The 21,959-nt window shown below is 42.8% G+C and carries 22 protein-coding genes; 5 read left to right on the top strand and 17 right to left on the bottom strand.

Going from position 1 to position 21,959, the window contains the following annotated elements; translation table 11 throughout:
* The first annotated feature begins 69 nt into the window (after positions 1–69).
* The 3 genes from AC5FX4_RS03865 to AC5FX4_RS03855 all read left to right on the top strand — a co-directional run bounded on the left by AC5FX4_RS03865 (position 70) and on the right by AC5FX4_RS03855 (position 1,082).
* Positions 70–252 (top strand): hypothetical protein, encoded by a 183-nt coding sequence (locus tag AC5FX4_RS03865; RefSeq protein WP_493605187.1) that lies wholly within the window; start codon positions 70–72, stop codon positions 250–252.
* Between the two features lie 100 nt (positions 253–352).
* On the top strand, positions 353–811 hold the full coding sequence (locus AC5FX4_RS03860; protein WP_493605186.1) for a cyclic nucleotide-binding domain-containing protein: 459 nt from the start codon (positions 353–355) through the stop codon (positions 809–811).
* Between the two features lie 100 nt (positions 812–911).
* Positions 912–1,082: a hypothetical protein gene (locus AC5FX4_RS03855; protein ID WP_493605185.1), complete on the top strand. Its 171-nt coding sequence runs from the start codon at positions 912–914 to the stop codon at positions 1,080–1,082.
* A gap of 75 nt (positions 1,083–1,157) precedes the next feature.
* Here the strand turns inward: AC5FX4_RS03855 and AC5FX4_RS03850 are convergent, their stop codons facing one another.
* The 14 genes from AC5FX4_RS03850 to AC5FX4_RS03785 form a co-directional block, all read right to left on the bottom strand.
* Positions 1,158–2,396: a cysteine desulfurase-like protein gene (locus AC5FX4_RS03850; RefSeq protein ID WP_493605184.1), complete on the bottom strand. Its 1,239-nt coding sequence runs from the start codon at positions 2,394–2,396 to the stop codon at positions 1,158–1,160.
* Between the two features lie 9 nt (positions 2,397–2,405).
* Positions 2,406–3,038, bottom strand: a complete 633-nt coding sequence (locus AC5FX4_RS03845; protein WP_493605183.1) for a 2OG-Fe dioxygenase family protein — start codon at positions 3,036–3,038, stop codon at positions 2,406–2,408.
* Positions 3,039–3,257: 219 nt separating this feature from the next.
* The gene (acnB, locus tag AC5FX4_RS03840) at positions 3,258–5,855 is read right to left on the bottom strand and encodes a bifunctional aconitate hydratase 2/2-methylisocitrate dehydratase (protein WP_493605182.1); all 2,598 of its coding nucleotides are present in this window, start codon (positions 5,853–5,855) and stop codon (positions 3,258–3,260) included.
* Positions 5,856–6,564: 709 nt separating this feature from the next.
* A complete protein-coding gene (locus AC5FX4_RS03835; RefSeq protein ID WP_493605181.1) occupies positions 6,565–6,879 on the bottom strand; it encodes a hypothetical protein in 315 nt (104 codons plus the stop codon).
* Positions 6,880–7,518, bottom strand: a complete 639-nt coding sequence (locus tag AC5FX4_RS03830) for a hypothetical protein (RefSeq protein WP_493605180.1) — start codon at positions 7,516–7,518, stop codon at positions 6,880–6,882.
* A 60-nt stretch (positions 7,519–7,578) separates the two neighbouring features.
* Positions 7,579–8,271, bottom strand: coding sequence for a PspA/IM30 family protein (locus tag AC5FX4_RS03825; protein ID WP_493605179.1), 693 nt, complete (start codon positions 8,269–8,271; stop codon positions 7,579–7,581).
* Between the two features lie 24 nt (positions 8,272–8,295).
* Complete coding sequence (locus AC5FX4_RS03820; protein WP_493605178.1) at positions 8,296–8,709, bottom strand: YjfI family protein; 414 nt, start codon at positions 8,707–8,709, stop codon at positions 8,296–8,298.
* Positions 8,710–8,786: 77 nt separating this feature from the next.
* On the bottom strand, positions 8,787–10,496 hold the full coding sequence (locus tag AC5FX4_RS03815; RefSeq protein ID WP_493607767.1) for a polyamine aminopropyltransferase: 1,710 nt from the start codon (positions 10,494–10,496) through the stop codon (positions 8,787–8,789).
* Positions 10,497–10,511: 15 nt separating this feature from the next.
* Positions 10,512–11,411, bottom strand: a complete 900-nt coding sequence (locus tag AC5FX4_RS03810; protein WP_493605177.1) for a DUF350 domain-containing protein — start codon at positions 11,409–11,411, stop codon at positions 10,512–10,514.
* Between the two features lie 30 nt (positions 11,412–11,441).
* Entirely contained in the window at positions 11,442–12,377 is a 936-nt protein-coding gene (locus AC5FX4_RS03805) for a CHAD domain-containing protein (protein WP_493605176.1), read from the bottom strand.
* 224 nt (positions 12,378–12,601) lie between these two features.
* On the bottom strand, positions 12,602–13,111 hold the full coding sequence (locus AC5FX4_RS03800; protein ID WP_493605175.1) for a DUF2489 domain-containing protein: 510 nt from the start codon (positions 13,109–13,111) through the stop codon (positions 12,602–12,604).
* A 5-nt stretch (positions 13,112–13,116) separates the two neighbouring features.
* Positions 13,117–13,704: a Der GTPase-activating protein YihI gene (yihI, locus tag AC5FX4_RS03795; RefSeq protein WP_493605174.1), complete on the bottom strand. Its 588-nt coding sequence runs from the start codon at positions 13,702–13,704 to the stop codon at positions 13,117–13,119.
* Positions 13,701–14,378, bottom strand: coding sequence for a class I SAM-dependent methyltransferase (locus tag AC5FX4_RS03790; RefSeq protein WP_493605173.1), 678 nt, complete (start codon positions 14,376–14,378; stop codon positions 13,701–13,703). Before AC5FX4_RS03790 ends, yihI begins: the two co-directional genes overlap by 4 nt.
* Positions 14,379–15,027: 649 nt before the next feature.
* The gene (locus tag AC5FX4_RS03785) at positions 15,028–15,660 is read right to left on the bottom strand and encodes a c-type cytochrome (RefSeq protein ID WP_493605172.1); all 633 of its coding nucleotides are present in this window, start codon (positions 15,658–15,660) and stop codon (positions 15,028–15,030) included.
* Positions 15,661–15,974: 314 nt separating this feature from the next.
* Here AC5FX4_RS03785 and yihA point away from each other — a divergent pair, with 314 nt between their 5' ends.
* Positions 15,975–16,628, top strand: a complete 654-nt coding sequence (gene yihA, locus AC5FX4_RS03780; RefSeq protein ID WP_493605171.1) for a ribosome biogenesis GTP-binding protein YihA/YsxC — start codon at positions 15,975–15,977, stop codon at positions 16,626–16,628.
* On the opposite strand, the gene AC5FX4_RS03775 is transcribed toward yihA, so the two are convergent.
* The 3 genes from AC5FX4_RS03775 to polA form a co-directional block, all read right to left on the bottom strand.
* On the bottom strand, positions 16,625–17,146 hold the full coding sequence (locus AC5FX4_RS03775) for a DUF1285 domain-containing protein (protein ID WP_493605170.1): 522 nt from the start codon (positions 17,144–17,146) through the stop codon (positions 16,625–16,627). The two genes, yihA and AC5FX4_RS03775, sit on opposite strands and share 4 nt — an antisense overlap.
* The gene (locus tag AC5FX4_RS03770; protein WP_493605169.1) at positions 17,130–17,702 is read right to left on the bottom strand and encodes a YceI family protein; all 573 of its coding nucleotides are present in this window, start codon (positions 17,700–17,702) and stop codon (positions 17,130–17,132) included. The genes AC5FX4_RS03775 and AC5FX4_RS03770 overlap by 17 nt, the downstream gene beginning before the upstream one ends.
* Positions 17,703–18,058: 356 nt before the next feature.
* A complete protein-coding gene (polA, locus tag AC5FX4_RS03765; protein ID WP_493605168.1) occupies positions 18,059–20,824 on the bottom strand; it encodes a DNA polymerase I in 2,766 nt (921 codons plus the stop codon).
* 432 nt (positions 20,825–21,256) lie between these two features.
* Here polA and elbB point away from each other — a divergent pair, with 432 nt between their 5' ends.
* Positions 21,257–21,907 carry an isoprenoid biosynthesis glyoxalase ElbB gene (gene elbB, locus AC5FX4_RS03760; RefSeq protein WP_493605167.1) on the top strand — a complete coding sequence of 217 codons (651 nt, stop codon included), beginning with the start codon at positions 21,257–21,259 and terminating at the stop codon, positions 21,905–21,907.
* The last annotated feature ends 52 nt before the right edge of the window (positions 21,908–21,959 follow it).

The following is a 21,959-nucleotide window of genomic DNA, read 5'->3' as shown; positions in this document are numbered from 1 at the left end:
GAAAATCACCCAAACATTTCGTAACTTCAAAAAGCCGAATACATCGGTACAACTAAAATATATGGAGATATGATGAACATTAAGTTAAATAAAAAATCACTAAAAGCACTCAGCAACGATAAAGCACTAGCACAGGAACTTACGCCTCAAGCTGCAGGTGGAACATACTCAACATCGCCTCTAGTTAAAGGTTGCATAAGCTATGACGGCATGGGCTGCCCCACTTCACCTTATGATGCCAACTGTAGATAAACCGTTTAAGTCGCTTGCAGTTTAAGCGGCTATAAAAAACATTTGATACTTCTTTCAAAAGTCGACACTATTTAAGCAAATAATCCAACTATGCTGCGCCATGAAACTCCTTGAAAACGTGCCCTTGATAAAGCAATTAGAGATCATTAATCGCCTTGATTTTTTTGCCGATTTTAGCATTCCAGAAAGACAAGTCTTACTTGAGTCTTTTAGTCATTTATATGTGATTGGTTCAGGTCGTCATGCCTTTAAACGTTTTGAACTAGATAATCGACTTTTTATCGTACTCAGTGGTGAGTTAGTGATTTTTAAAAGTAACGAATTACAGGAGCTAGGCCGTATTCAGCCGGGTGAATTTATTGGTGAAGGTGCTTTCATTTGCCACCGCGAGCATTCCACCAGTGCCAAAGCCATAAAAGATAGCATCTTGTTAGCCATTACCCCAGACGCCATGACGCGTTTACCGAATGTGATCCGTGAAAAGGTCAAAGATAAAATCATCGAAGGAATGAGCTTACGTATCAATAAACTCAGTAGTTTTATTGAAGATAACATGTAATTTATTGAATATAAAAATCTTTCATTTTACTCTCATCTAAATTTACATGATTATATTTTGTGCAATTTGCACAAAATATAACAAGTTAAGGAGAGATAGAATGAAATTAAAACTGAATAAAAAAAATATGAAAGGTTTGTCAAAAGACAGCGCTGTACTTCCTAGCGATTTAACTCCAAAAGTAGGTGGTGCATGGGACCCAAACTGGACACAACCAGCTTGGCGCTGCATGAGCTACCTGGGATGTGTTAGTAATCGAGATTATTGCTAAAACTCGGCATAAAATGAGAGTAATAGTCAAAAGAAAAGGCTGTTAAATACAGCCTTTTCTATAAAAATCGAGCAATTAAACTGCTAGTAGCTGCTCAAAAGCGTTAAATAGTTTATCCAGTTCCTCAACGGTGTTGTAATGCATACAACCGATACGTACTACACCGCCCTTATCCATTACTCCTAGCTGTTCACACAAACCTTGTGCATAGAAATTACCATCCCATACACACATGTGCTTTTTACCCAAGAACTCAGATACTTCACGCGGTGCAAAGCCCTCAAAAGTTAAGGCAAATGTGGGTGTACGCTCAGCCAAGCGCGCTTTATCAGCAATACCAAATAATGAGATCTGCGGGAACTGCTCTAGACGCGTTAAGAAATACTCACTTAGCGACATTTCATGTTGCTTGGTTTTGACAAATGCCATGGCTAAACGTTCACGACGCGATGTACCTTCGCTCATGTCACTGAGTGAAGCAATATAATCAATTGCAGCGATAACTCCCGCTAACCCTTCAAAGCTTTGTGTGCCCGTTTCCCAACGACCAGGGATAACATCTTTAGCAGGCTCGACTTTATAAGGCGTGAAGCCTTCAAGATGCTCACGTTTACCAAAGACAATGCCAACGTGAGGGCCAAAGAACTTATAGGCTGAACATGCCAAGAAATCGCAATCAAGCGCTTGCACGTCTACCAGCTCGTGAGGGGCATAATGTACCGCATCTACATAAACCAATGCACCAACTTGGTGCGCAAGCTCTACTATCTGTTTGATGTCATTGATAGAGCCTGTCGTATTGGACGCATAAGTCACGGCCACTAATTTAGTGTTTTGATTTAGAAGACTTTGATAGTGCGCTAAATCAAGTGTGCAATCATCTTCATTAATTCGCACAGCATGTACGCAGGCCCCTTTATCTTCTGCTGCTTGTCGCCAAGAAGACACATTTGAATAGTGATCCGCATTGGTCACTATCACCTCATCACCCGCTTGCCAATCGCGAGAAATGGCACGGCTAAAGCTAAAAGTTAAACTTGTCATATTCGCGCCAAATACAATTTGCTCTTTGCTCGGCGCATTCAACAGATCAGCGACAGCTTGACGAGCATCATCCATCAAGTTGACCGTTTTTTCACTAGAGAAAAACGCACCGCCTAAGTTTGAATTGTAATAACCCAAATACGCAGACATTGCACTCAATACTGATTGTGGTACTTGTGACCCACCCGGTCCATCAAGAAAAATTGGAGATTGACCATTCACTTGCTGCATCAATGCCGGAAATTGGCGTCTTAATTGTGTCAGTTCCATACGTTGCTCTTACGCTGTAAATACAAAACAGTCTAGGTAACCTACTTTATCGGCATCTAGTTTGTTCATCGGTGTGGCGTTATGCCAAACCTGACGGTCGTTGATCAAAGCAAATAAGCCATCTTTGATCTCCATTTTAAAGCACGGCTCCGACTCTTTGTTTTCATAAACAAGAAGCTCGCCGCCGGCAATATTTTCGTGCGAGACACCACATACACATACATGGTCGAAACCATCTTGGTGAATACCTTCTGGTGCTGGCGGCGTATCAGATTCAATGGCTAACATACGGAACTGATGCACTTCAATATCACGGTCATCGCTAATGCCCGTCATTTCTTTGAATTCGCTCAGTAAATGCTTAAAGCCATCACTGTTAAGTAGGTCCACTTCAAGGTTTTCGTAGACACGCTCAACGTTACCTTGGAAGGTATTTATTGAGTCATCCTGAACAAATGCTTTGGTTGGCTGCACTGAAACTGTGTTATCAGCAAATTTTAAAACCGAATAACGACGCTTACGAAATGCACCATCTGCGTATGGGTTGTCGGGAAGTTGATTAAATGAGGGCTTAACTGCTTCGATATGCGCTTGTTGGATAAAACGCAGTTGAAGCAGATTCTGGTTGTTTACTGCTGTCATTTCTCTGCCGCCTATTAATGTAAAATTAGCGACAATTCTAATTAAATAAAAAATAAAAGCTGTTTAATTTACCTATTATTTAGCCTTTTTTTTGAATTAAAAATCCAGAAAAAATGAGTTAAAAGGAACTTTAAGCCAAAAATGGCAGTGTGAATTTTAGCCATATCTCAGGTACAAAAAAGCCGGTCAATGCACCGGCTTTTTTAGCAAATTAAGTGATTACACCGCTTGTTGGATGATCACACCATCAGCCTTTTTAGTGTACTGAGGCATTTTGTGGAAGTTCAAGTAACGGTATGTATCTGCAGCCGTTGCATTGATCTTCGCAGCGTACTCTTGGTATTCAGCAGGTGTAGGTAGTTTACCTAAAATTGCAGCTACTGCCGCAAGCTCTGCAGATGCTAGGAATACGTTTGCACCTGTACCTAAACGGTTCGGGAAGTTACGTGTAGAAGTAGACACTACGGTTGCTTTGTCAGCAACACGTGCTTGGTTACCCATACACAGTGAACATCCTGGAGTTTCGATACGTGCACCAACACGACCGAAAATACCGTAGTAACCTTCGTCAGTTAGCTGATCTTTATCCATCTTAGTCGGTGGTGCAACCCACAGCTGAGTTGGGATACGACCTGTGTAACCATCAAGTAGTTTACCCGCGGCACGGAAGTGACCAATGTTAGTCATACAAGAACCGATGAATACTTCGTCGATTTTCTCGCCTGTAACGTCTGAAAGCAGACGTGCATCATCTGGGTCGTTTGGCGCACAAAGGATTGGCTCTTTGATTTCAGCAAGGTCAATTTCTAGTACGTGCTTGTACTCAGCATCTTTGTCCGCTTCCATCAATTCTGGGTTAGCTAACCATTCTTGCATTGCTGTGATACGACGTTCAATGGTACGTACATCACCGTAACCTTCAGAGATCATCCACTTAAGCATAACAATGTTTGACTCAAGGTACTCAGCGATAGACTCTTTAGAAAGCTTAACCGTACAACCTGCAGCTGAACGCTCTGCTGACGCATCAGAAAGTTCGAATGCTTGCTCAACAGTAAGGTGCTCAACACCTTCGATTTCCAGTACACGACCAGAGAATTCGTTGATCTTACCTTTTTTCTCAACCGTCAATAGGCCTTCTTTGATACCGTAGTAAGGGATAGCGTGTACAAGATCACGTAATGTGATACCTGGCTGCATTTCACCTTTAAAACGAACCAAAATTGATTCAGGCATATCCAATGGCATTACGCCCGTTGCTGCAGCAAACGCCACTGCACCAGAACCCGCTGGGAATGAAATACCTAATGGGAAACGTGTATGGGAGTCACCACCAGTACCTACGGTATCAGGTAATAACATACGGTTTAACCAAGAGTGGATAACACCGTCACCAGGGCGAAGTGATACACCGCCACGGTTCATGATGAAATCAGGTAACGTGTGGTGCGTGTTCACGTCGATAGGCTTAGGATAAGCTGACGTGTGACAGAATGACTGCATGGTTAAATCTGCAGAGAAACCTAGACACGCTAAGTCTTTTAGCTCGTCACGTGTCATAGGACCTGTGGTGTCTTGCGAACCCACGGTTGTCATCTTAGGCTCACAGTATTGACCTGGGCGAACACCCGGCATGTTACAGGCTTTACCAACCATCTTCTGTGCAAGCGTGAAGCCTTTACCAGAATCAGTCACTAGCGCTGGTTTGCGGAAAATTTCTTCAGCTTCCAAACCTAATGATTTACGCGCTTTGTCTGTTAAACCACGACCAATGATAAGTGGAATACGGCCACCTGCACGTACTTCATCTAAGATAACGTCTGATTTAAATTCAAACGTTGAGATCACTTCATCTGTACCATGGCGCTTAACCACACCTTCATACGGATAAATGTCAATTTGGTCGCCCATGTTGAACTCATCAACATTTAGCTCGATTGGCAATGCGCCAGAATCTTCCATTGTGTTGAAGAAAATAGGTGCGATTTTACCACCTAGACATACACCACCAACGCGCTTGTTTGGTACGAATGGAATGTCATCACCCATGAACCAAAGCACAGAGTTCGTTGCTGACTTACGAGATGAACCCGTACCCACAACATCACCCACGTAAGCCAGAGGTAAGCCTTTCTTTTTCAGCTCTTCTAGCTGTGAAATTGGGCCAATTTCACCGTCTTTTTCAGGGTTGATACCATCACGCGCGTTTTTAAGCATGGCTAATGCGTGAAGTGGAATATCAGGACGAGACCAAGCATCTGGTGCTGGAGATAGGTCATCGGTGTTTGTCTCACCCGTTACTTTGAATACAGTAACCGAGATTTTCTCAGCAACGGCTGGCTTGTTTAAGAACCACTGCGCATTTGCCCATGATTCGATTACTTGCTGTGCGTATTTGTTACCCGCTTTGGCTTTTTCTTCTACATCGTAGAACGCATCAAACATCAGTAATGTATTTGAAAGACCCTTCACAACGATTGGCGCAAGCGCTTCGTCGTCAAGTAGTTCAATCATAGGTGCGATGTTATAACCACCTAACATAGTACCTAGCAATTCAGCCGCGTACTCTTTGCTTACTAGTGGCGATGTCGCTTCACCCTTAGCAACTGCCGCTAAGAAACCTGCTTTGATGTAAGCAGCATCATCCACACCCGGAGGTACGCGGTTAACTAAAAGGTCTAAGATAAATTCTTCTTCACCTGCTACAGGTGATTTTACTAATTCGATAAGATCTGCAGTTTGTTGTGCGTCTAACGGCTTAGGTACGATCCCTTGCTGTGCGCGCTCTTCTACATGTTTACGATAATCTTGAAGCACAATTTTGCCCTCTTGGTGACGTGAATCGGCCTGCCTATGTAATTGCCCACACAGCAGTTACCGATAAATTCCGGTGACTCATTATAAGGTCTTTGAGTATAGATGAAAATCTTGCACCTGAAACTGACCTTAAATAGTCACTATAAATACTATGAATAGTCTCATCATGACAAGTACATTTCCGTGAATGTTAGTTAATTAAGACGCATTCTCAATATGAAAATGATGCCTCAGAAAAGGGGGGATCTCTGTGCTGATTTTAGATGCTTAAAGAGAATTCGATTTTTTACGCTCACATGTTCAAACGGTAAAGAGCCTTGAGTAATTCGTCATACACTCTCTGCAAAACACCACCTTTAATTATCCCTAATATCAATACAATTAGTTACATTTTTTAGCTGTATACACGTATATAATGCAATAAAATAATTGCTAATAACAAAACTATTAAAACACTCTAATATGGACAATGTACGTAATATGAAGCTCAAAAAGAAAAAACTAAAGTTACTCTCCGAGTCACTTACAAAAAGAGTGAACGGGGGGGCTATTATGTCTGGAATAGAAGAAACAGCCCCCAATTTCGTTGGCACTATTCCGACCAGAAGTACAACAAGAATAACGACTGAGTCACAAATGTAGTGACTAAATCAAAACACTGGTAGTGAGAGTATCTAGGCGGTTTATCGATAACCGCCTCGTCTCGAAATTAAGGTCGGGCACTCGCTATCAATAAGTCTGCGACTTGCTGTTTTACTGCACGCCTGTCATCTTCAGGCACACCAAAGCGCTGCGCTAACTGAACAATTTCTTCATCACTCAAATTAAATGATAAACGCTGTCTGGTTTTTTTTGACTTCACTTCTAAACCCAAAATTTTTCGGATCATATCTGATGGCGTTAGCTCTTGATCAATCGCTTGTTTTTTTATGGATTTTTGAACTTCACTACTGAGATCAAACGCCATCTGCGTTGCTCGTACAGCTTGCTGTTGCCGCGCCCACTTGGCTTTTGTATCAGTCACTTAATCACTCCCAGGAAATAGCTCAACGATATCTGAAACAGGTCGCGTGAGCGTTAACGATACATCAGTTTCACCACCATCCCATATTTCAATACTTAAGCTGTGATCTCCGCTATCAGAACTCAAGCAAATCATTTCACAAGGCTCAGATCCCGCCTGTTCATACTGAGGCAAAGGCTGTTCCCGATAGTCTCGGTTATGAAAGTAAGCGATAAAAGGCGCTTCACTCTGCACATAGTGTTTTGCTAAAAAGTGACTAAAGCGTTCAGGGGCATTCGCCACGCTAATATCAGTAAGCGCTTCTTCATCAAAAATGCGAGCGAACTCATCCAACGTAAAGATTTCGTCGACATCATCTCGTTGAATCTTGATTGAAAAATTGGCCCATTGCTCTCCATCTTCTTGCTCAATTTGCAAAAAGACCACTTGCCCAGAATTACTCTCCAATACCATTTCATAATCAGCACTATGTTGATACTGGTATGTGTTGACCGCTGTCACGCGTAAGGTCTGCCCTTTCAGCCATTGTGGATAAGCAAACGAATCAATAATGCTGATCATATCACCCACTTTTAGCTGTGATGGCTCCGATAATTGCCGTGCAGGCGCTTCTTTTTTAGATTTGAAAAAGTTGAACATATCTCACCTCAAAGCAAAAAGGGATAATCAAGTTATCCCTTTTTGATACGGTTAAAAGGTTTAGTTACCTTGTTTGGCCTTGATCCTCGCCAGAATATCCGCGCTTTTAGGATCTGTGCCGCCTATACCTGCTTGTGCCATCCGCTCTTTCAAACCATCACCATTGGTTTCTGCTTCTAGCGCTTTTGCCGCACCGAGTTGATCCTGACGATCTTGTTGACGCTGTTTAATACGCTCCAGCGACTCACGCGCTGAGGTCATAGAAGAGCTATTGGTATTCAGCGTGCTGTTTACCGCCATAGTCGCCTGCTGCACACTTTCAGTCGTTTTTACCATCGTTAGCTGACGTTGATTTTCTTTAATCGACTTTTCAGCTTCTTTCACTTGCTGCTTTAACACCACAACATGCTGGCTAAAGCCATTTAATACTTGCTCATGTTCTGCTTTTTCAGTTTCAAAATCTTTGATCTTATCAACGATTTCTAGCGCTAAGGCTTCATTGCCTTGATCCAAGGCCTGAGCTGCAAACCCTTCATGCTCTGCAATTGAGGCGTCCAGTGCGCTTAGCTTGCGCTTGGTTTGCATTTCTTTCGCCATCACCTCTGTCAGGCTCTGCTTGGCTTTTTGTAGTGCATTTTTTGCATCTGCAATTTCTTGTTCAAAAATACGAATTGCGTTTGCATCAACCAATGCCTCGCCGGCTTCGCGCGCACCACCACGGACTGCTGTGAATAATTTCTTTAAAATACTCATAATCTTAACTCCTAAAATACCTATTTAATCGTTTAAATAAGGTGTGATGGCCTCTAATGCATCAATAGCATTATCAGCAAGCGTCACTAGCTCATGGGTAATATCGTCAAATGATGAATTCACTGACAAGGCACCAAAAATAGCGTACTTGTCATCTACTTTCGCAAAAGCGCTTAAAGGGATCGGTACGTTTAAACGCAATAAGTTTTCGTTAAGCTCGTTTTTCAATTCGGCTTTCACTTCGTCCTCAGCAAACAGATAACTGATACACAACAATTGCTCTTGCGTTTGTGTGACGAAAATAGGCAATTCATCGTTCCCATCAACAATCACTTGCAAAACATCTTGCTCACCTGCATTGGTGATCATGAATGACTCAAAGCCAACGCCTTCTGTTTCAAAAGCGGCTAGTTTTATCGAAAGTTCATTTAATTCCATTTTTCTGCCTTATTAAGTTGACATATTATGTCTGAGTTAAGATTTACATGGCCGACATAATATGTCAACCATTAAAACTAGTTTTTGTACAACTCATTTTCTTGCTGCCATGCCTGACGATAATAATCATATAACACGCCAGAACCTAGCTGATTGATTTTAATGCTATCTTCAAATTCAAAAAAGCGATTAGGAAACACAAACGCGGCAAGCAAATATTGCTGATTAGCCCACCGAGAAGGCACTGGAAGTGCATTAACTCGACGGATCCGCTCACTTGCTGAGCTACCTGTAGTCGTCGCAATCGTCCAACCCCACTGCCCAAATGACGGCACATTTTGCTGATACTGCTCAACATAGCCAAATCCCGAGGCTTTCACTGTTTTAGCGATACTCATAAACGCATTTTTTGCATGGTAAGGTGATGTGGATTGGATCACCATCGCCCCATCAGCAGACAATAACTGCCGTAGGTGGTTGTAAAAGTAATCACTGTACAGTTTATTTAAATCAGGGTGATTTGGATCGGGTAAATCCACAATGATGGTATCAAAACGCAAACCTTGAGCGAGCAACTGCTCTACTTGGATAAACGCATCAGCCACCAAAACATTGACTCTTGGATCGCGCATTGCCTGCTGATTAAGCTGAGTCAGTCGCTCTTTGATATGCTCTGGAACGTCGAACCTATCGTCATCATGACCAAATAAATCGAGCAATTGCGCATCGAGATCAACCAAAGTCACCTGCTTAACGGGCCACTTCAGTACATCTCTCAATGCCAACCCATCTCCACCACCGATGATCAACACATTATCATGACGATTTGACGCCAACATGGCAGGGTAAACCAACATCGTGTGGTAGATCTGTTCATCAATACTCGAAAACTGTAGTCGACCATTAAGGTAAAGATCCGTTATTGGTTCGGGTCGGTTACGACTTAAGCGTTCTGTTAAAACCACATGTTGATACTTGGTCGACTGCGCATAAATGACCTTATCTTTGTAAAGCACATTACTGAGTTCTTTCATCCAACCGCTACCAAATTGCAATATCAACGCAAATAAGGCCAACAATAAAAAATGGCAAACAACCAACACTTTGGCGTAGCGGACATGACTTTTATATCGCCACAAAAACACCAAACCAGCCACTATGTTAAATAGTGCTGTCCAAGCCGCCGCCTGCATAATAGGCATCGATAGCATGATACTGACCCAAATCGCCGCGCCGACCCCAGCTCCGATGTAGTCAGCACCATATATGGTGCCTGCATTGTTTTCTAAAAATCGACCATAGACCTGCTGGCGAATTCGCGCGATAAGTGGGATCTCCATCCCAATCAATATGCCGAGCAACAAGCCAAACACATAAGGTAAAAACCGTGCCCACTGTTGAAGTTGCTCGAATACGTAACCGTTTAACACCACATCTGGTGGTAAATTAAAAATGCTGGAAAATAAATGCGGTAATGAATAACTCACAGCAATGACACTGGCAATGGCTAAAATACAACCCATGCCAACGAGTGCGATGATGCTTTCTAGCCAAGCAAATGCGGTAAATGCATCTTTAAACCAACGGGCTAAAAATGCGCCTACCCCCATTGCCACAATCATAGTGCCAATCATGGCATAAATGGCGCTTTCAACTGATCCAAGTACTCGACCAGCATAGTGGGAGAGCAAGTACTCATATATCAGGCCGCATCCTGCAAGTACGGCCATCACAGTGATCAGCAAAACATCATGCCCAAGCAAGCTGGTGCGGCTTGGACTACTCATCGATTGAGACACGATTTATGCCCCTAACAACGTCGCCATCGTGATACCAATTGCAAAGGAAATCGCAGCAGAAATAGCTGCAACGCCGATGTTCTTTTGGCGGTTCACTTCATCTGAGATATCACAACCAGATAAAATGATTTTGATGGTCAGCAAATGCAATAGTGCGAACACCACGATGCTTAATACCGCACATAATCCCCAATAACTTAAACTTGCTAATAAGTTTTCCGGTGCATAGGGCGCTAACCCAGACGCAGCGGTCAGTGCTAAAGCACTCCCTACTAAGAAGCCTGCATAGCGAATGCCTACAGCGACATTGCCATCAACAATCGCTTGTTGCAAGCAGTCCCCTGCACGGTTAGTGCGTTTGAACAGTTGTACACGATATTGACTCACCAGTAATAACACCAGGTTGGCTATAACAAAAGCGGCTATCACAATAGGTAAACCATGCCACCCTTGTGTAGCCACCCAAAATAATGAAGAGCGGATCACGATTGCAACGCTAACTACATGACCAAAATCTATTAAAGCCGCTGTCGCATTACCGCGTACAATTTCATCGTGTAGGCTTACTTTTCGAAGTGCCACTTTATCTTGGAAAAAGTGCCCCAGTTTGATTAGTACTATGGCCAGTACACCATAACCCGCCATTTGTAGCGCTTCTTGCAGTAAAGATGCGGCAAAATCCCCACTACTAATACCTGTGAGCACAATGGCTAATGCAGCTAAACCTCCGGCAAAGCTGATACCAAAAGCAAAGTTATCTCGTTCAGTAATTTCATCATTGGCATGTAAATTTGACACCCAACCTTTGATGCATTTCAGACTAACAAACAACGCAATAATAATTGCAAAATCAATGGCCAAAGCTTGTAAAGACCACATCGTTATTCCGTTAAATTCGTACATTGTTATAGACTCCAACTGTTGTTCTTTACACTACTTACCACGACTGACTCCGCGTGATGTTCGACTACTGCTATTGCGCACTGAACCTGCGCTACGTTTGCTATATGAGCTGGTTGAGGCATAGCTACTGCGTGTACTGGTGGGTGTATAGCTACTACGGCTTAATCCCGATGCGCCACTGCGTTTTTTTGCATACGGACTGGTAAATTGTTTACCTTGTCGCTGGTATGACTGTCGAGTGCGTGTTTCAATATCGGATTGCGTTTTGATTTGTTTGGGACTCGAATAGCGATAACGACCATAGTCGCTGTAGTAGCTATATTTGCGCCGATTACTCCAACTACCATATTCAACTGCACCAATGACATCACCTAACATTCGGTACATACCATACCACTGCCAAAAGCTTATACCATTGCTATTAGTTTGCCATTGACCGTAGTTCGGATTACCAACCAATTGGTTACCCACACCTTCACCTTCTGCTTGTTGGCTGATAGCACCCACCCTTGCTAAGGTGCCATTTGACATATCTGCGAGCATATTGATTGGATCTGTGAGCGCATCGCCAAATAAGCTTGGTTTCATCGCGTCGCGCAATACCTCAAGACGTTGCAATGTTTCTTCACTAGCTGGTGATTTTGGTAAGTTTTTAATATCACTGAGTCGGGTTGCCAACCCCTGAAATAAAGGTCCTTGGCTCGTCGCATCTTGTGCAACAATGGCACTTATTTTAGACACATCAGGGCGTTGTTGCTGCAGTACTTTATCGTACTCCTTCAACAAGACCGCATTTCTAATTTGGCCACTTTCGAGCGCTTTACCAAGTTGATTGAGTTCACTGTCTGCACTTTGGATAGCTTGTTCGATTGATTGCTGCAGCTGCTCTTCTTTCGATGAGCAAGCAGTCAATAAACAAAATAGACTAAACAAACAAATCAGTTCCCATGTTCTTAATTTCGACATACATGTCACCGTTTGATTAACCAATCATATTATTAAAATTTCCCAGCCTAGTGTCACATAGCACCTGACTTCTGCCAAGAGTGAAATTGCAACAAAATAAAACAGCCTAGTAGGCTTGAGACGATAAACTGATCACCCCCAAGCAATGCAATGTGAATAGACCAGAAACAAATAAAGCGGCCAAGGCCGCTTTATTTTAAAATGGAGCAATTAGGTCAGTGCGTTTATTGGAATACCACGTTTTGACTACCAGGTAGTGCTTGGAATTCTTGCGCTAATTTTTCACAATCTTGCAAAATGGCTTGCTCTAACCGTTCTTCAGCACGCCATCGTTCAGTATCCATTTTGAAGACTTCTTTTTTCGAGTATTTCTTACGCGCATCGTGCGTTGGCATGTCTTTTACCACTTCATACATTTGATGTACGCCAGGGTAAACATCGCGCAATTCTACTTCCTTCGCAAAGCTGTACTGTGAAATAAGCACCCATACTCGTAAACACCCTTCAGAGTATTCACACTGCTTTTCTTTCATCGCTCTGGCGATTAAATTAATGCTATCGGCGAGCTTCGCATTACGTTGCTGACGCGCCTCGAGCAACTTTTTCTGCTGCTCGGCCTGATGTTTTGCAATGAGTTCTTTTTGCGCTTTTAATTGCCAAAGCAGTCTACCTGCATAAAATGATAATCCTGCAATGATCAAAGCACCGACAACAATTGCTACCATTAACCACATAGACGCTATTTCTCCTCGTCCTCATCATCAGTCAACCATTCGTCTGCCAAGTCATTACTCATAAAAGCAGCGAGCGGATCATCTTCAATGATGTCCTGTTCCTCGAATTCATCATCTTCAAGGCCAAGTAACTCACATAATTCCTGATGTCGAGCAACACTGCGGTTAAAGTACTTTGCATCTTTACCTGTGAGTAACTCACCACGCTCATGACGTTCAAGTAACGCCATTAAGCGCTCATCATTCTCTAGCTGCTCTAGCTCTTGCTCTAGTGATAACTGTGGCTTCACCTTTTTCAGCTCAACCTGTGGCTGTAAATGGCGCTGTAAAACTGGCTGAGTCGGCGCTTGCATGGGAGCATCTGCAACCAGTGGAATTGGTTTTTTACTACCTACTCGGCTATCTTTCGCTGCTTTTGCATTACTCTGCTGCTGAGTGTCTTTCGCTTCTTGTGCATTACGTGAGCCAGGCTTCGCCCCTTTATGTTTTTTAGGACGCTGCTCTTTCATGGCGCGTAATTCTTGCAATTTGTCTTTACTCAGTCTGGGTGTGCCATTGCTGGCAACCTTTCTACTCTTTTTCTTTCTGGTCATAATACTACTTCGCTCGGTGCCGCTGGCACCTCTGATTTAGTTAAGATAATGACATCGTTACCGAGAAATTCGATATCGTTGCCAAAAATTCGTGCTACATAATTAAATGTATCGCGACTAAAAAATGAAATATGCGTCAAATCATTTTTATAATGCCACGTTGCAAAACGTGCTTTGTCGATAACCAGTTTTGTCATCAGCACCAAAGGCGCGCCTGATTTTAACAACGCAAATAGTTGCGATAATACCTGTTTGGGCTGTGCTATGTGCTCTATCACTTCCGTACACGTAATAAAGTCATACTGACCTTTTAGCACTTGTGGATCATTTGCATAGTATAGGTCATACAAAGCCATTGTATGTCCTTGCTCCCGCAGCATCTGTGCCAACAAGGGACCGGGACCACATCCAAAGTCTAGCCCAACACTTGGCTGCGCTAAGCGCTGTAGCAAAGGTTCGCTAACACGTGATAAAAAACGTCGGTAACCTTCATCTGTTAAATCGTTCTCGTGACTATCGTAAATTAACTTTTCTTGCTCTGGCGTCAGTCGCTCATCTTCTGCAACAAACACCAACTTACATTGTTGGCATTGCCAATAATGTCGAAATTTATCTTGGTGATAATGCGAAAGCTCAGTGCCAGCGCATAAACCACATGAGGAGTTCAAGTGCACAGCATCACTTATAGGGTATTAATCAAGCAGGTATTGTAGCAGGTCTATCAGGTCGCATAAATAAAAAGACGGTAGAGATTGCTCCCTACCGTCTACTAATCTGAGCGTCTCAAAAACTGGACACTTCTCCCTTCGACTTTTAAAGTCTTTATTATTTTTATTATGCTGTCATCCGTATTGTTTTTATTGTTACTTCCGTGAGTCTTTCCGTATTGTTTTTATTTTTAAACTTCCATGAGGCTTTTATTATTCTCGGTCAACCCTGACACTTTATTGTTATTTCCATAATGATGAGTACCAAACTTAGTACTAAAACTGCCACCTACGCTTCCATCGCGAGTTATCCATGTTGTTTTGTTATCTTGGCGACACGGAATAATCTACGCCTTAATGAAATAGTTACAACTGGTTAATAGTAAATTTCCTCAACTTGCTTTATTGCAAAATACACAAACCAATACATAACAATAAGTTACAAGTTGAGAAAAATGCAAAATGAGAAAAGTCTCACAAACATCTATGGCAAATATCTCACAAAAAAACTGGGGGATTTCGTAATACTTACCCACGATCAAAAAAGGCAGCTTACGCCGCCTTTTTAATCATTTTGGTTATTGTCTGAACGAAAGCAACAACCTAAAACTTGGCTCTAGTGCAAGCCACCTAGGTACTTAGATAGCACTTCGATATCTTTATCTGTCAGCTTTTTCGCAATATCACGCATCATGCCGTTGAGATCATTAGCACGCTTACCATCGCGGAATTTTTCTAACTGAGATTTGATGTACTCAGGATGTTGGAAAGAGATTTTTGGAAACTTAGACAAAGATGTACCGTTACCACGAGGTCCGTGACACGCCGCACATGCAGGAATACCACGCTCTGCATCACCTGACTTATAAAGCTTTTTACCAACCGCAACGACATCTTCTGGTGTCGTGCCCGCTTTCATATTCAATGAAGAGAAGTAGGCTGCTAAGTCTTTCATGTCTTGATCTGATAATGGCATTGCCATACCGCTCATTACAGGATCCATACGGCCTTCACTACCACCAGAGGTCATGCCCAATTTAAACTCTTGTAGTTGTTTATAGATATAATCCGCATGTTGGCCAGCAATTTTAGGATACATATTAACAGGTGCGTTGCCATCTGGGCCGTGACACGCTGCACATGTTGCAGATTTCGCTTTACCCGCTTCTGCGTCGCCATCAAATGCTGTTGCGTTGCTTGCTGACAACGTACCAAGCAACATCGTTAAAGTTAATGCTATTTTCTTCATGGTAAATTCTCTGTTTCGACCCTGTAATGTTTAGTCCCAAGCCGCTTTTAAAAGAAGTAAATTAAGCGAAACTCGAGTAGACAATCTTTATCTCTACGTTGCAATTTTTACATTCTACACGATATTAAATTCTCTGGCACGTTTTCTGCCCACATTAAGCTTATAAATTATAGGGTTTTGACTTAGATTAAACTTACCTCACCTAAAAAGCGTGCTTAAAACAGGCTACAAAAATAATGTTTCCTTTTGCAACTTAGCTAAGTGTTATAAACTACGCTTGTTTTAGCTATTCGTATAATTTGTTAGGAAAGCCTGTGCTCAAGTCTCGTATTAAATATCACACCGCTAGTTTTATCACCAGCGCCCCAGATATCACTAAACTTCCTGCCGATGAAGGCATCGAAGTGGCATTTGCTGGTCGTTCAAACGCTGGTAAATCTAGTGCGCTAAACACGCTCACCGATCAGAAGCTAGCACGTACGAGTAAAACACCTGGTCGTACACAGCTGATCAATACGTTTGAATTAGATGCTGATAAGCGTTTAATCGACTTGCCTGGTTATGGCTTTGCCAAAGTGCCCATTGAAATGAAAAAGAAATGGCAGCGTTCATTGGGTGAGTACTTACAAAAGCGTAAAAGTTTAAAAGGTTTAGTGGTATTGATGGATATTCGTCATCCACTTAAAGACCTTGATATGGATTTGATCAACTGGGCCGTTGACAGTGAGATCCCTATTCTCGCATTGCTAACCAAAGCCGATAAGCTTAAACAAGGCAAACGCAAAGCGGAAGTGCTACAAGTGCGACGCGCTTTAGCTGAGTTAGACGCTGACATCACGGTGCACGCATTTTCATCTTTAAAAGGGATTGGACTCAACGAATTAGCTTGGAAGTTGGACGACTGGTACTTAGGACCTTTTGTTAAAGCTGAACAAAACGAAGATGAGCCGGACTCTCCAACAGATTAATCCATCAAATAGAACTTCATACCTGCTGAGCAAATATAGACGCCTTTTGCGTCTTGCTCGGCGATATCTGCCCACTGATAATACACATTTCTCGCCACTCGCGCGTTAAGCCCGTTGGTGAGTTCTACATAAGGTAACTTTTGGCCGTGATACTCGTGCAATGTGATCGGGAATTGATCACAAATCGGCCACTGTCGCTCAAGATTATCAACCGCAACCACCACGATAACTCCGTCGCATTCCACATTGTGCCAATGCGTGATCATAAATGGCGCATCTGCAACTTCGATTGCACATCGCTCTACTGGTGTGGTGAGCCAATATTGACCATTTTCTTTGCTCAAAACACTGGCAAAAAGGCGCAATAAACCAAGTCGCTTGATTTCACCCCCCTGATGAAACCAACGTCCGTGAGAGTCGACTTTGATATCGAGCAAGCCACACGTTTGCCCCGTCCATTTCTCTGTCGGGGCGTGGGGTGTTACAAGCTGATTAACGAGATCAGTGAGCTTGCTCATCAAAAACCAAATTGAACGTCACAGGCACTGTGGTCGCAATGCTATCTAAACCTGCAATTTTTCTCAGCGCTTCAATACCTTCAGCAAGTTTGAAATCCGCGGCTTTAAGCAAAATCGTTCTTTGTGGTGTTACTTGTAATGTCTTGCCTTGTTTGTTGACAACTAAATCAACATTCATCATTTGCTTTTCACCGTGTAACGACAACTCAACGGGCACATTAGTCAGCGTCTGCACGCCTGGTTTAAGGCCTTTCAACTGTGCTGCAAGTTCTGCTCGGACTGTTGCTTTTGGAAAGTTAGCTACATCAAATAGCATTTTTTGCATACGCTCATTGCGGATCGGGATCATGGTTTCAATACTGGCTAAATCAATCGTCAGCATGAGCATCCCTTTTTTCGACAATGTTCCATCTAACTGCTTGAAATAATGGTTTTCAGCAATGCTATTTTTCTTAATAGAAGTAATACTTAAATCACTTTGAGTATGACTGAGTTGCCAATCTGCAAACGCATAAGGTGAAAGTAACGTAGCGCATAGTAACAATGGCTTAAGCATGACATAGTCCTTTTATAATAAGAAGAGCCAATATACTAGCATGCATTTGATTGAGATAGGCAATAGAGAAGAAAAACACGGCTCACCAAAAATGTGAGCCGTTATAGCAATCTGGGGAGAAGCTATCAATACGCTGTATCCTCTTGCGAGAGATACATCATCAACAGGATGTCCTACAGGATGAGGACGCGCGCACTGTATCAAAACAGAAAACATAAATAAACGTCATAAGGCAAAAATTGGGCCAATTTGATATTTTATAAACATTCCATTGTTCCTGTTTACGCTTTCTTTACGAGCCGAGCAATAAAAAAGGGCGCTGCGCGCCCTTTTATTAAAATATTAATTTGTCCGACTTAATGTGCTTGTTCCCAATTTTCTCCGTGATCGGCTTCCACGAGTAATGACACATCGAGTTTGGCTGCCTCACTCATCAATTGGCAGATAGTCTCGCTAAATTGCGTTACTTTTTCGCTAGACACTTCGAAGACCAATTCATCGTGTACTTGCATCAGTAACTTCACGTCATCACGAGATTGCGTATTTAGCCAATCGCTTACTTTAAGCATCGCCTTTTTAATGATATCAGCAGCGGTGCCCTGCATTGGCGCATTGATTGCGGCACGTTCAGCCGCTTTTCTGCGGGCGCCATTTCTTGCTTTGATGTCAGGCAAGTGAAGTCGGCGACCAAACAGGGTTTCCACATACCCCTTCTCAGCCGCTTCCTCTCGTGTACGCTCCATATACTCAAGCACTCCTGGGAAACGTTCAAAGTACTTATCCATGTAGTGCTGTGCTTCGTTTCTAGGAATATCCAACTGCCTTGATAACCCAAACGCGCTCATACCATAGATCAAACCAAAATTAACCGCTTTAGCTTTGCGTCGCATATCTGACGTGACGTCTTCAAGTGGCACTGAGAACACTTCCGATGCGGTGGCACTGTGTACATCTTTACCTTGTGCAAATGCATTGAGCAGTCCTTCATCTTGTGACAAATGCGCCATAATACGAAGCTCAATTTGACTGTAGTCTGCCGCTAATATTTGTTTACCTTGGTCGGCAATAAACGCCTGGCGAATTCTACGTCCTGCTTCATTACGAATTGGAATATTCTGCAAGTTTGGATCACTTGAGCTTAAACGACCTGTCGCCGTCACTGCTTGGTGATAAGATGTATGCACACGTCCCGTCTCAGGGTTCACCAACTTCGGTAGTTTATCCGTGTAAGTTGACTTTAGTTTGGCCAATCCACGGTGCTCAATGATGAGCTTTGGCAGTGGATAGTCATGTGCCAACTCTTGCAGCACTTCTTCGGCTGTAGAAGGGGCACCTTTTGGCGTTTTTTTAATAACAGGTAAACCCTGTTTTTCAAATAAGATAGCCTGTAGCTGCTTAGGTGAGCTTAAGTTAAACTCCTCGCCAGCAAGCTCAAACGCTTCTTTTTCAATTTCGTCTAAACGCTTTGCTAATTCAACACTCTGTTGGGCCAACATATCAGCATCAATTTTAACACCCGTACGCTCGATATCTGAGAGCACCGATAACAGAGGTAATTCAATCTCATTAAATACCGGTAGCAGTGCTTTGTGCTGCTCTAGCAACGGCCATAAATGCTGATGTAAGCGTAGTGTAATATCCGCGTCTTCTGCCGCATATGGCGCAGCCTTTTCTAGCTCGATTTGGTTAAATGTCAGCTGGCTTTTACCTTTGCCGGCAATATCTTCAAAGCTGATATTCTTGTGCCCTAAATACTTCAGTGCCAAAGAATCCATATCATGGCGCGTGCCAACACTGTTAAACACATACGACTCCAACATGGTGTCAAAGGCAATGCCATTTAATTCAAGCCCAGCTCGAGCCAGCACACTTTTATCGTACTTTAGATTTTGCCCGACTTTTTTCACCGCCGGATCGGCGAGTAATGGCCCGAGCTTTTCAAACACAAACGCTTTTGACAACTGCTCTGGCGCGCCTAAATAATCGTGCGCAATTGGTAGATACGCCGCTTCCCCTGGCGCAACCGCAAAGCTCATGCCCACCAGATCAGCCTGCATATAATCCAAGCTCGTCGTTTCCGTATCAAACGCAATCAAATCTGCTGTTTGTAGTTTATCTAGCCACGTATTTAATTGGGATTCGGTCAGTATTGTTTCATAGTGCGCATCAATTTGATTAACGGCAGGCGCACTGCTTTGTGCTTCCACTTCTGCGATATCCGCTTTGCCATTGCTTGGGGCACCATCCAACAGTTCACTAAGCCAGCGCTTAAATTCACATTCAGCATAAAGCTCAATCAGCTTATCTTTATCGACGTCACCAATAGCAAACCGTTCTAAATCTTGTTCAACATCCACGTCGAGTTTGATCGTAGCCAACTCGTAAGATAAAACTAATTGCTCTTTATGATCTTCGAGCTTTTTAGCCATCGTTTTTGAGCCTCTAAAACCCAAACCCGCAATATCGTCAAGACGCTCATACAAGGCTTCTATCGAACCGATCCCTTGCAGCATCGCCAGTGCTGTTTTTTCACCTACACCTGGCACGCCCGGGATATTATCGACTTTGTCACCCATCAGCGCTAAATAATCAATAATGAGTTCTGGACCAATGCCAAACTTGTCCACAACGCCTTGGGGATCAAGTACGGTATTGGTCATCGTGTTGATCAAGGTAACATGCTCATTAACCAACTGAGCCATGTCTTTATCACCCGTGCTGATCAATACATGACGCTTCTGCTCAGACGCAATTCGAGCAAACGTACCAATCACATCATCGGCTTCCACACCCGTAATACTCACCAGCGGCAAACCCATCGCTTCAATAATGTCGTGGATCGGCTTGATCTGCGTTCGCAGATCATCTGGCATGGGCGGACGATGTGCTTTGTATTCGCTGTACATTTCATTTCTAAAAGTAGGCCCTTTGGCGTCAAACACCACCACCATATGACTTGGTTGGTATTGTTTTAACAAGCTTTTAAGCATGTTAATCACACCATATATAGCACCTGTCGCTTCACCTTTAGAGTTCGTCAAATGAGGTGGCGCATGATATGCGCGGAAAAGGTATGAAGAACCGTCAACCAAAATCAATGGATTTTCTGGGATCAAAGACATAAATAAGGGGATCCTAAATGAGCTTTAAAAAAACAGCATAAGCATGCCATAAGGACACTGATAAAACGAGGGATAAAAATAACTAACAGCCAACTTGATATCAGTAATAAACTGTGGATAACTTTGTAGATAAACAGGACTCATCGCAGCAGAAATTATAAAAAAATCTACCGGAACAATTTAAACTCATGAAAACTAAAGGGAAAAATAATTCTTTTATTCTTCTTATTTCAGCAAAAAATGTGGAAAAACATTCTGCGTGCTCACAAAGCCTAGTTCACTCTGTATAAAAATCAAGCTCCTTTTTGTGAGCGGACGGGTATACTAACACAATTGATCAAAGATCAAATAAGATCCTTTATAATATTTTTTCAAACGCCTAATGCCGTTATGGCATAAAGCAAGAAACTTCAATAATAGAGAGGACCTCGTATGAAAAAAGTGGCGATCATTTTAAGTGGTTGTGGTGTCTTTGATGGTGCAGAAATACATGAATCTGTTTTAACTATGCTGCACCTTGAACAGCTTAGTGCTTCCTACCAATGTTTTGCGCCAGACATAGAGCAACATCATGTTATTAATCACCTTAATGGTGAGGAGCAAGCACAAAGCCGCAATGTGCTTGAAGAAGCAGCGCGCATCGCACGTGGCGATATAAAAGATTTATCACAGCTTAACGCAAGCGAATTTGATGCGCTTGTACTCCCTGGTGGATTTGGCGTAGCGAAAAACCTTAGCGACTTCGCATTTAAAGGAGCACAGTCACAGATCCTCGAAACGCTAAAAACATGTTGCCAAGCATTTGCTTCGCAAAGCAAACCTATTGCCTATTTGTGCATTGCACCAGCTTTGATCGGACACATTCACCCATCAGGCACTTTGGCAACCATTGGCAACGACATGGACACAGCAAACGCATTGGAACAATTAGGTGCCAAACATGTCGCGTGCAGTGCAGATAATATCGTCGTCGACAGTGACCATAAGGTGGTCAGCACACCAGCATACATGTTAGCGCAATCTATCAGTGAAGCTTCTGTTGGTATCCATAAAGCAATACAAGCGCTGTTGGAATTGACATAAGCAAAATAGCAGCTGGTAAATTTGCGATAGCGCAATAAATTGGCATTTTTAC

The organism is Pseudoalteromonas sp. ATL1, from assembly GCF_058933015.1.
This window is presented reverse-complemented; position numbering and strand designations above follow the sequence as displayed.

What these genes read in the sequence shown, in the direction of transcription:
- AC5FX4_RS03800 (WP_493605175.1), bottom strand. Translation starts at nt 13,111, where the DNA reads ATGTGGTTAATGGTAGCAATTGTTGTCGGTGCTTTGATCATTGCAGGA.
- AC5FX4_RS03825 (WP_493605179.1), bottom strand. Translation starts at nt 8,271, where the DNA reads ATGAGTATTTTAAAGAAATTATTCACAGCAGTCCGTGGTGGTGCGCGC.
- AC5FX4_RS03830 (WP_493605180.1), bottom strand. Translation starts at nt 7,518, where the DNA reads ATGTTCAACTTTTTCAAATCTAAAAAAGAAGCGCCTGCACGGCAATTA.
- AC5FX4_RS03850 (WP_493605184.1), bottom strand. Translation starts at nt 2,396, where the DNA reads ATGGAACTGACACAATTAAGACGCCAATTTCCGGCATTGATGCAGCAA.
- AC5FX4_RS03820 (WP_493605178.1), bottom strand. Translation starts at nt 8,709, where the DNA reads ATGGAATTAAATGAACTTTCGATAAAACTAGCCGCTTTTGAAACAGAA.
- AC5FX4_RS03810 (WP_493605177.1), bottom strand. Translation starts at nt 11,411, where the DNA reads ATGTACGAATTTAACGGAATAACGATGTGGTCTTTACAAGCTTTGGCC.
- AC5FX4_RS03785 (WP_493605172.1), bottom strand. Translation starts at nt 15,660, where the DNA reads ATGAAGAAAATAGCATTAACTTTAACGATGTTGCTTGGTACGTTGTCA.
- AC5FX4_RS03770 (WP_493605169.1), bottom strand. Translation starts at nt 17,702, where the DNA reads ATGCTTAAGCCATTGTTACTATGCGCTACGTTACTTTCACCTTATGCG.
- polA (WP_493605168.1), bottom strand. Translation starts at nt 20,824, where the DNA reads ATGTCTTTGATCCCAGAAAATCCATTGATTTTGGTTGACGGTTCTTCA.
- elbB (WP_493605167.1), top strand. Translation starts at nt 21,257, where the DNA reads ATGAAAAAAGTGGCGATCATTTTAAGTGGTTGTGGTGTCTTTGATGGT.
- AC5FX4_RS03845 (WP_493605183.1), bottom strand. Translation starts at nt 3,038, where the DNA reads ATGACAGCAGTAAACAACCAGAATCTGCTTCAACTGCGTTTTATCCAA.
- yihI (WP_493605174.1), bottom strand. Translation starts at nt 13,704, where the DNA reads ATGACCAGAAAGAAAAAGAGTAGAAAGGTTGCCAGCAATGGCACACCC.
- AC5FX4_RS03865 (WP_493605187.1), top strand. Translation starts at nt 70, where the DNA reads ATGATGAACATTAAGTTAAATAAAAAATCACTAAAAGCACTCAGCAAC.
- AC5FX4_RS03860 (WP_493605186.1), top strand. Translation starts at nt 353, where the DNA reads ATGAAACTCCTTGAAAACGTGCCCTTGATAAAGCAATTAGAGATCATT.
- AC5FX4_RS03855 (WP_493605185.1), top strand. Translation starts at nt 912, where the DNA reads ATGAAATTAAAACTGAATAAAAAAAATATGAAAGGTTTGTCAAAAGAC.
- AC5FX4_RS03775 (WP_493605170.1), bottom strand. Translation starts at nt 17,146, where the DNA reads ATGAGCAAGCTCACTGATCTCGTTAATCAGCTTGTAACACCCCACGCC.
- AC5FX4_RS03815 (WP_493607767.1), bottom strand. Translation starts at nt 10,496, where the DNA reads ATGAGTAGTCCAAGCCGCACCAGCTTGCTTGGGCATGATGTTTTGCTG.
- AC5FX4_RS03805 (WP_493605176.1), bottom strand. Translation starts at nt 12,377, where the DNA reads ATGTCGAAATTAAGAACATGGGAACTGATTTGTTTGTTTAGTCTATTT.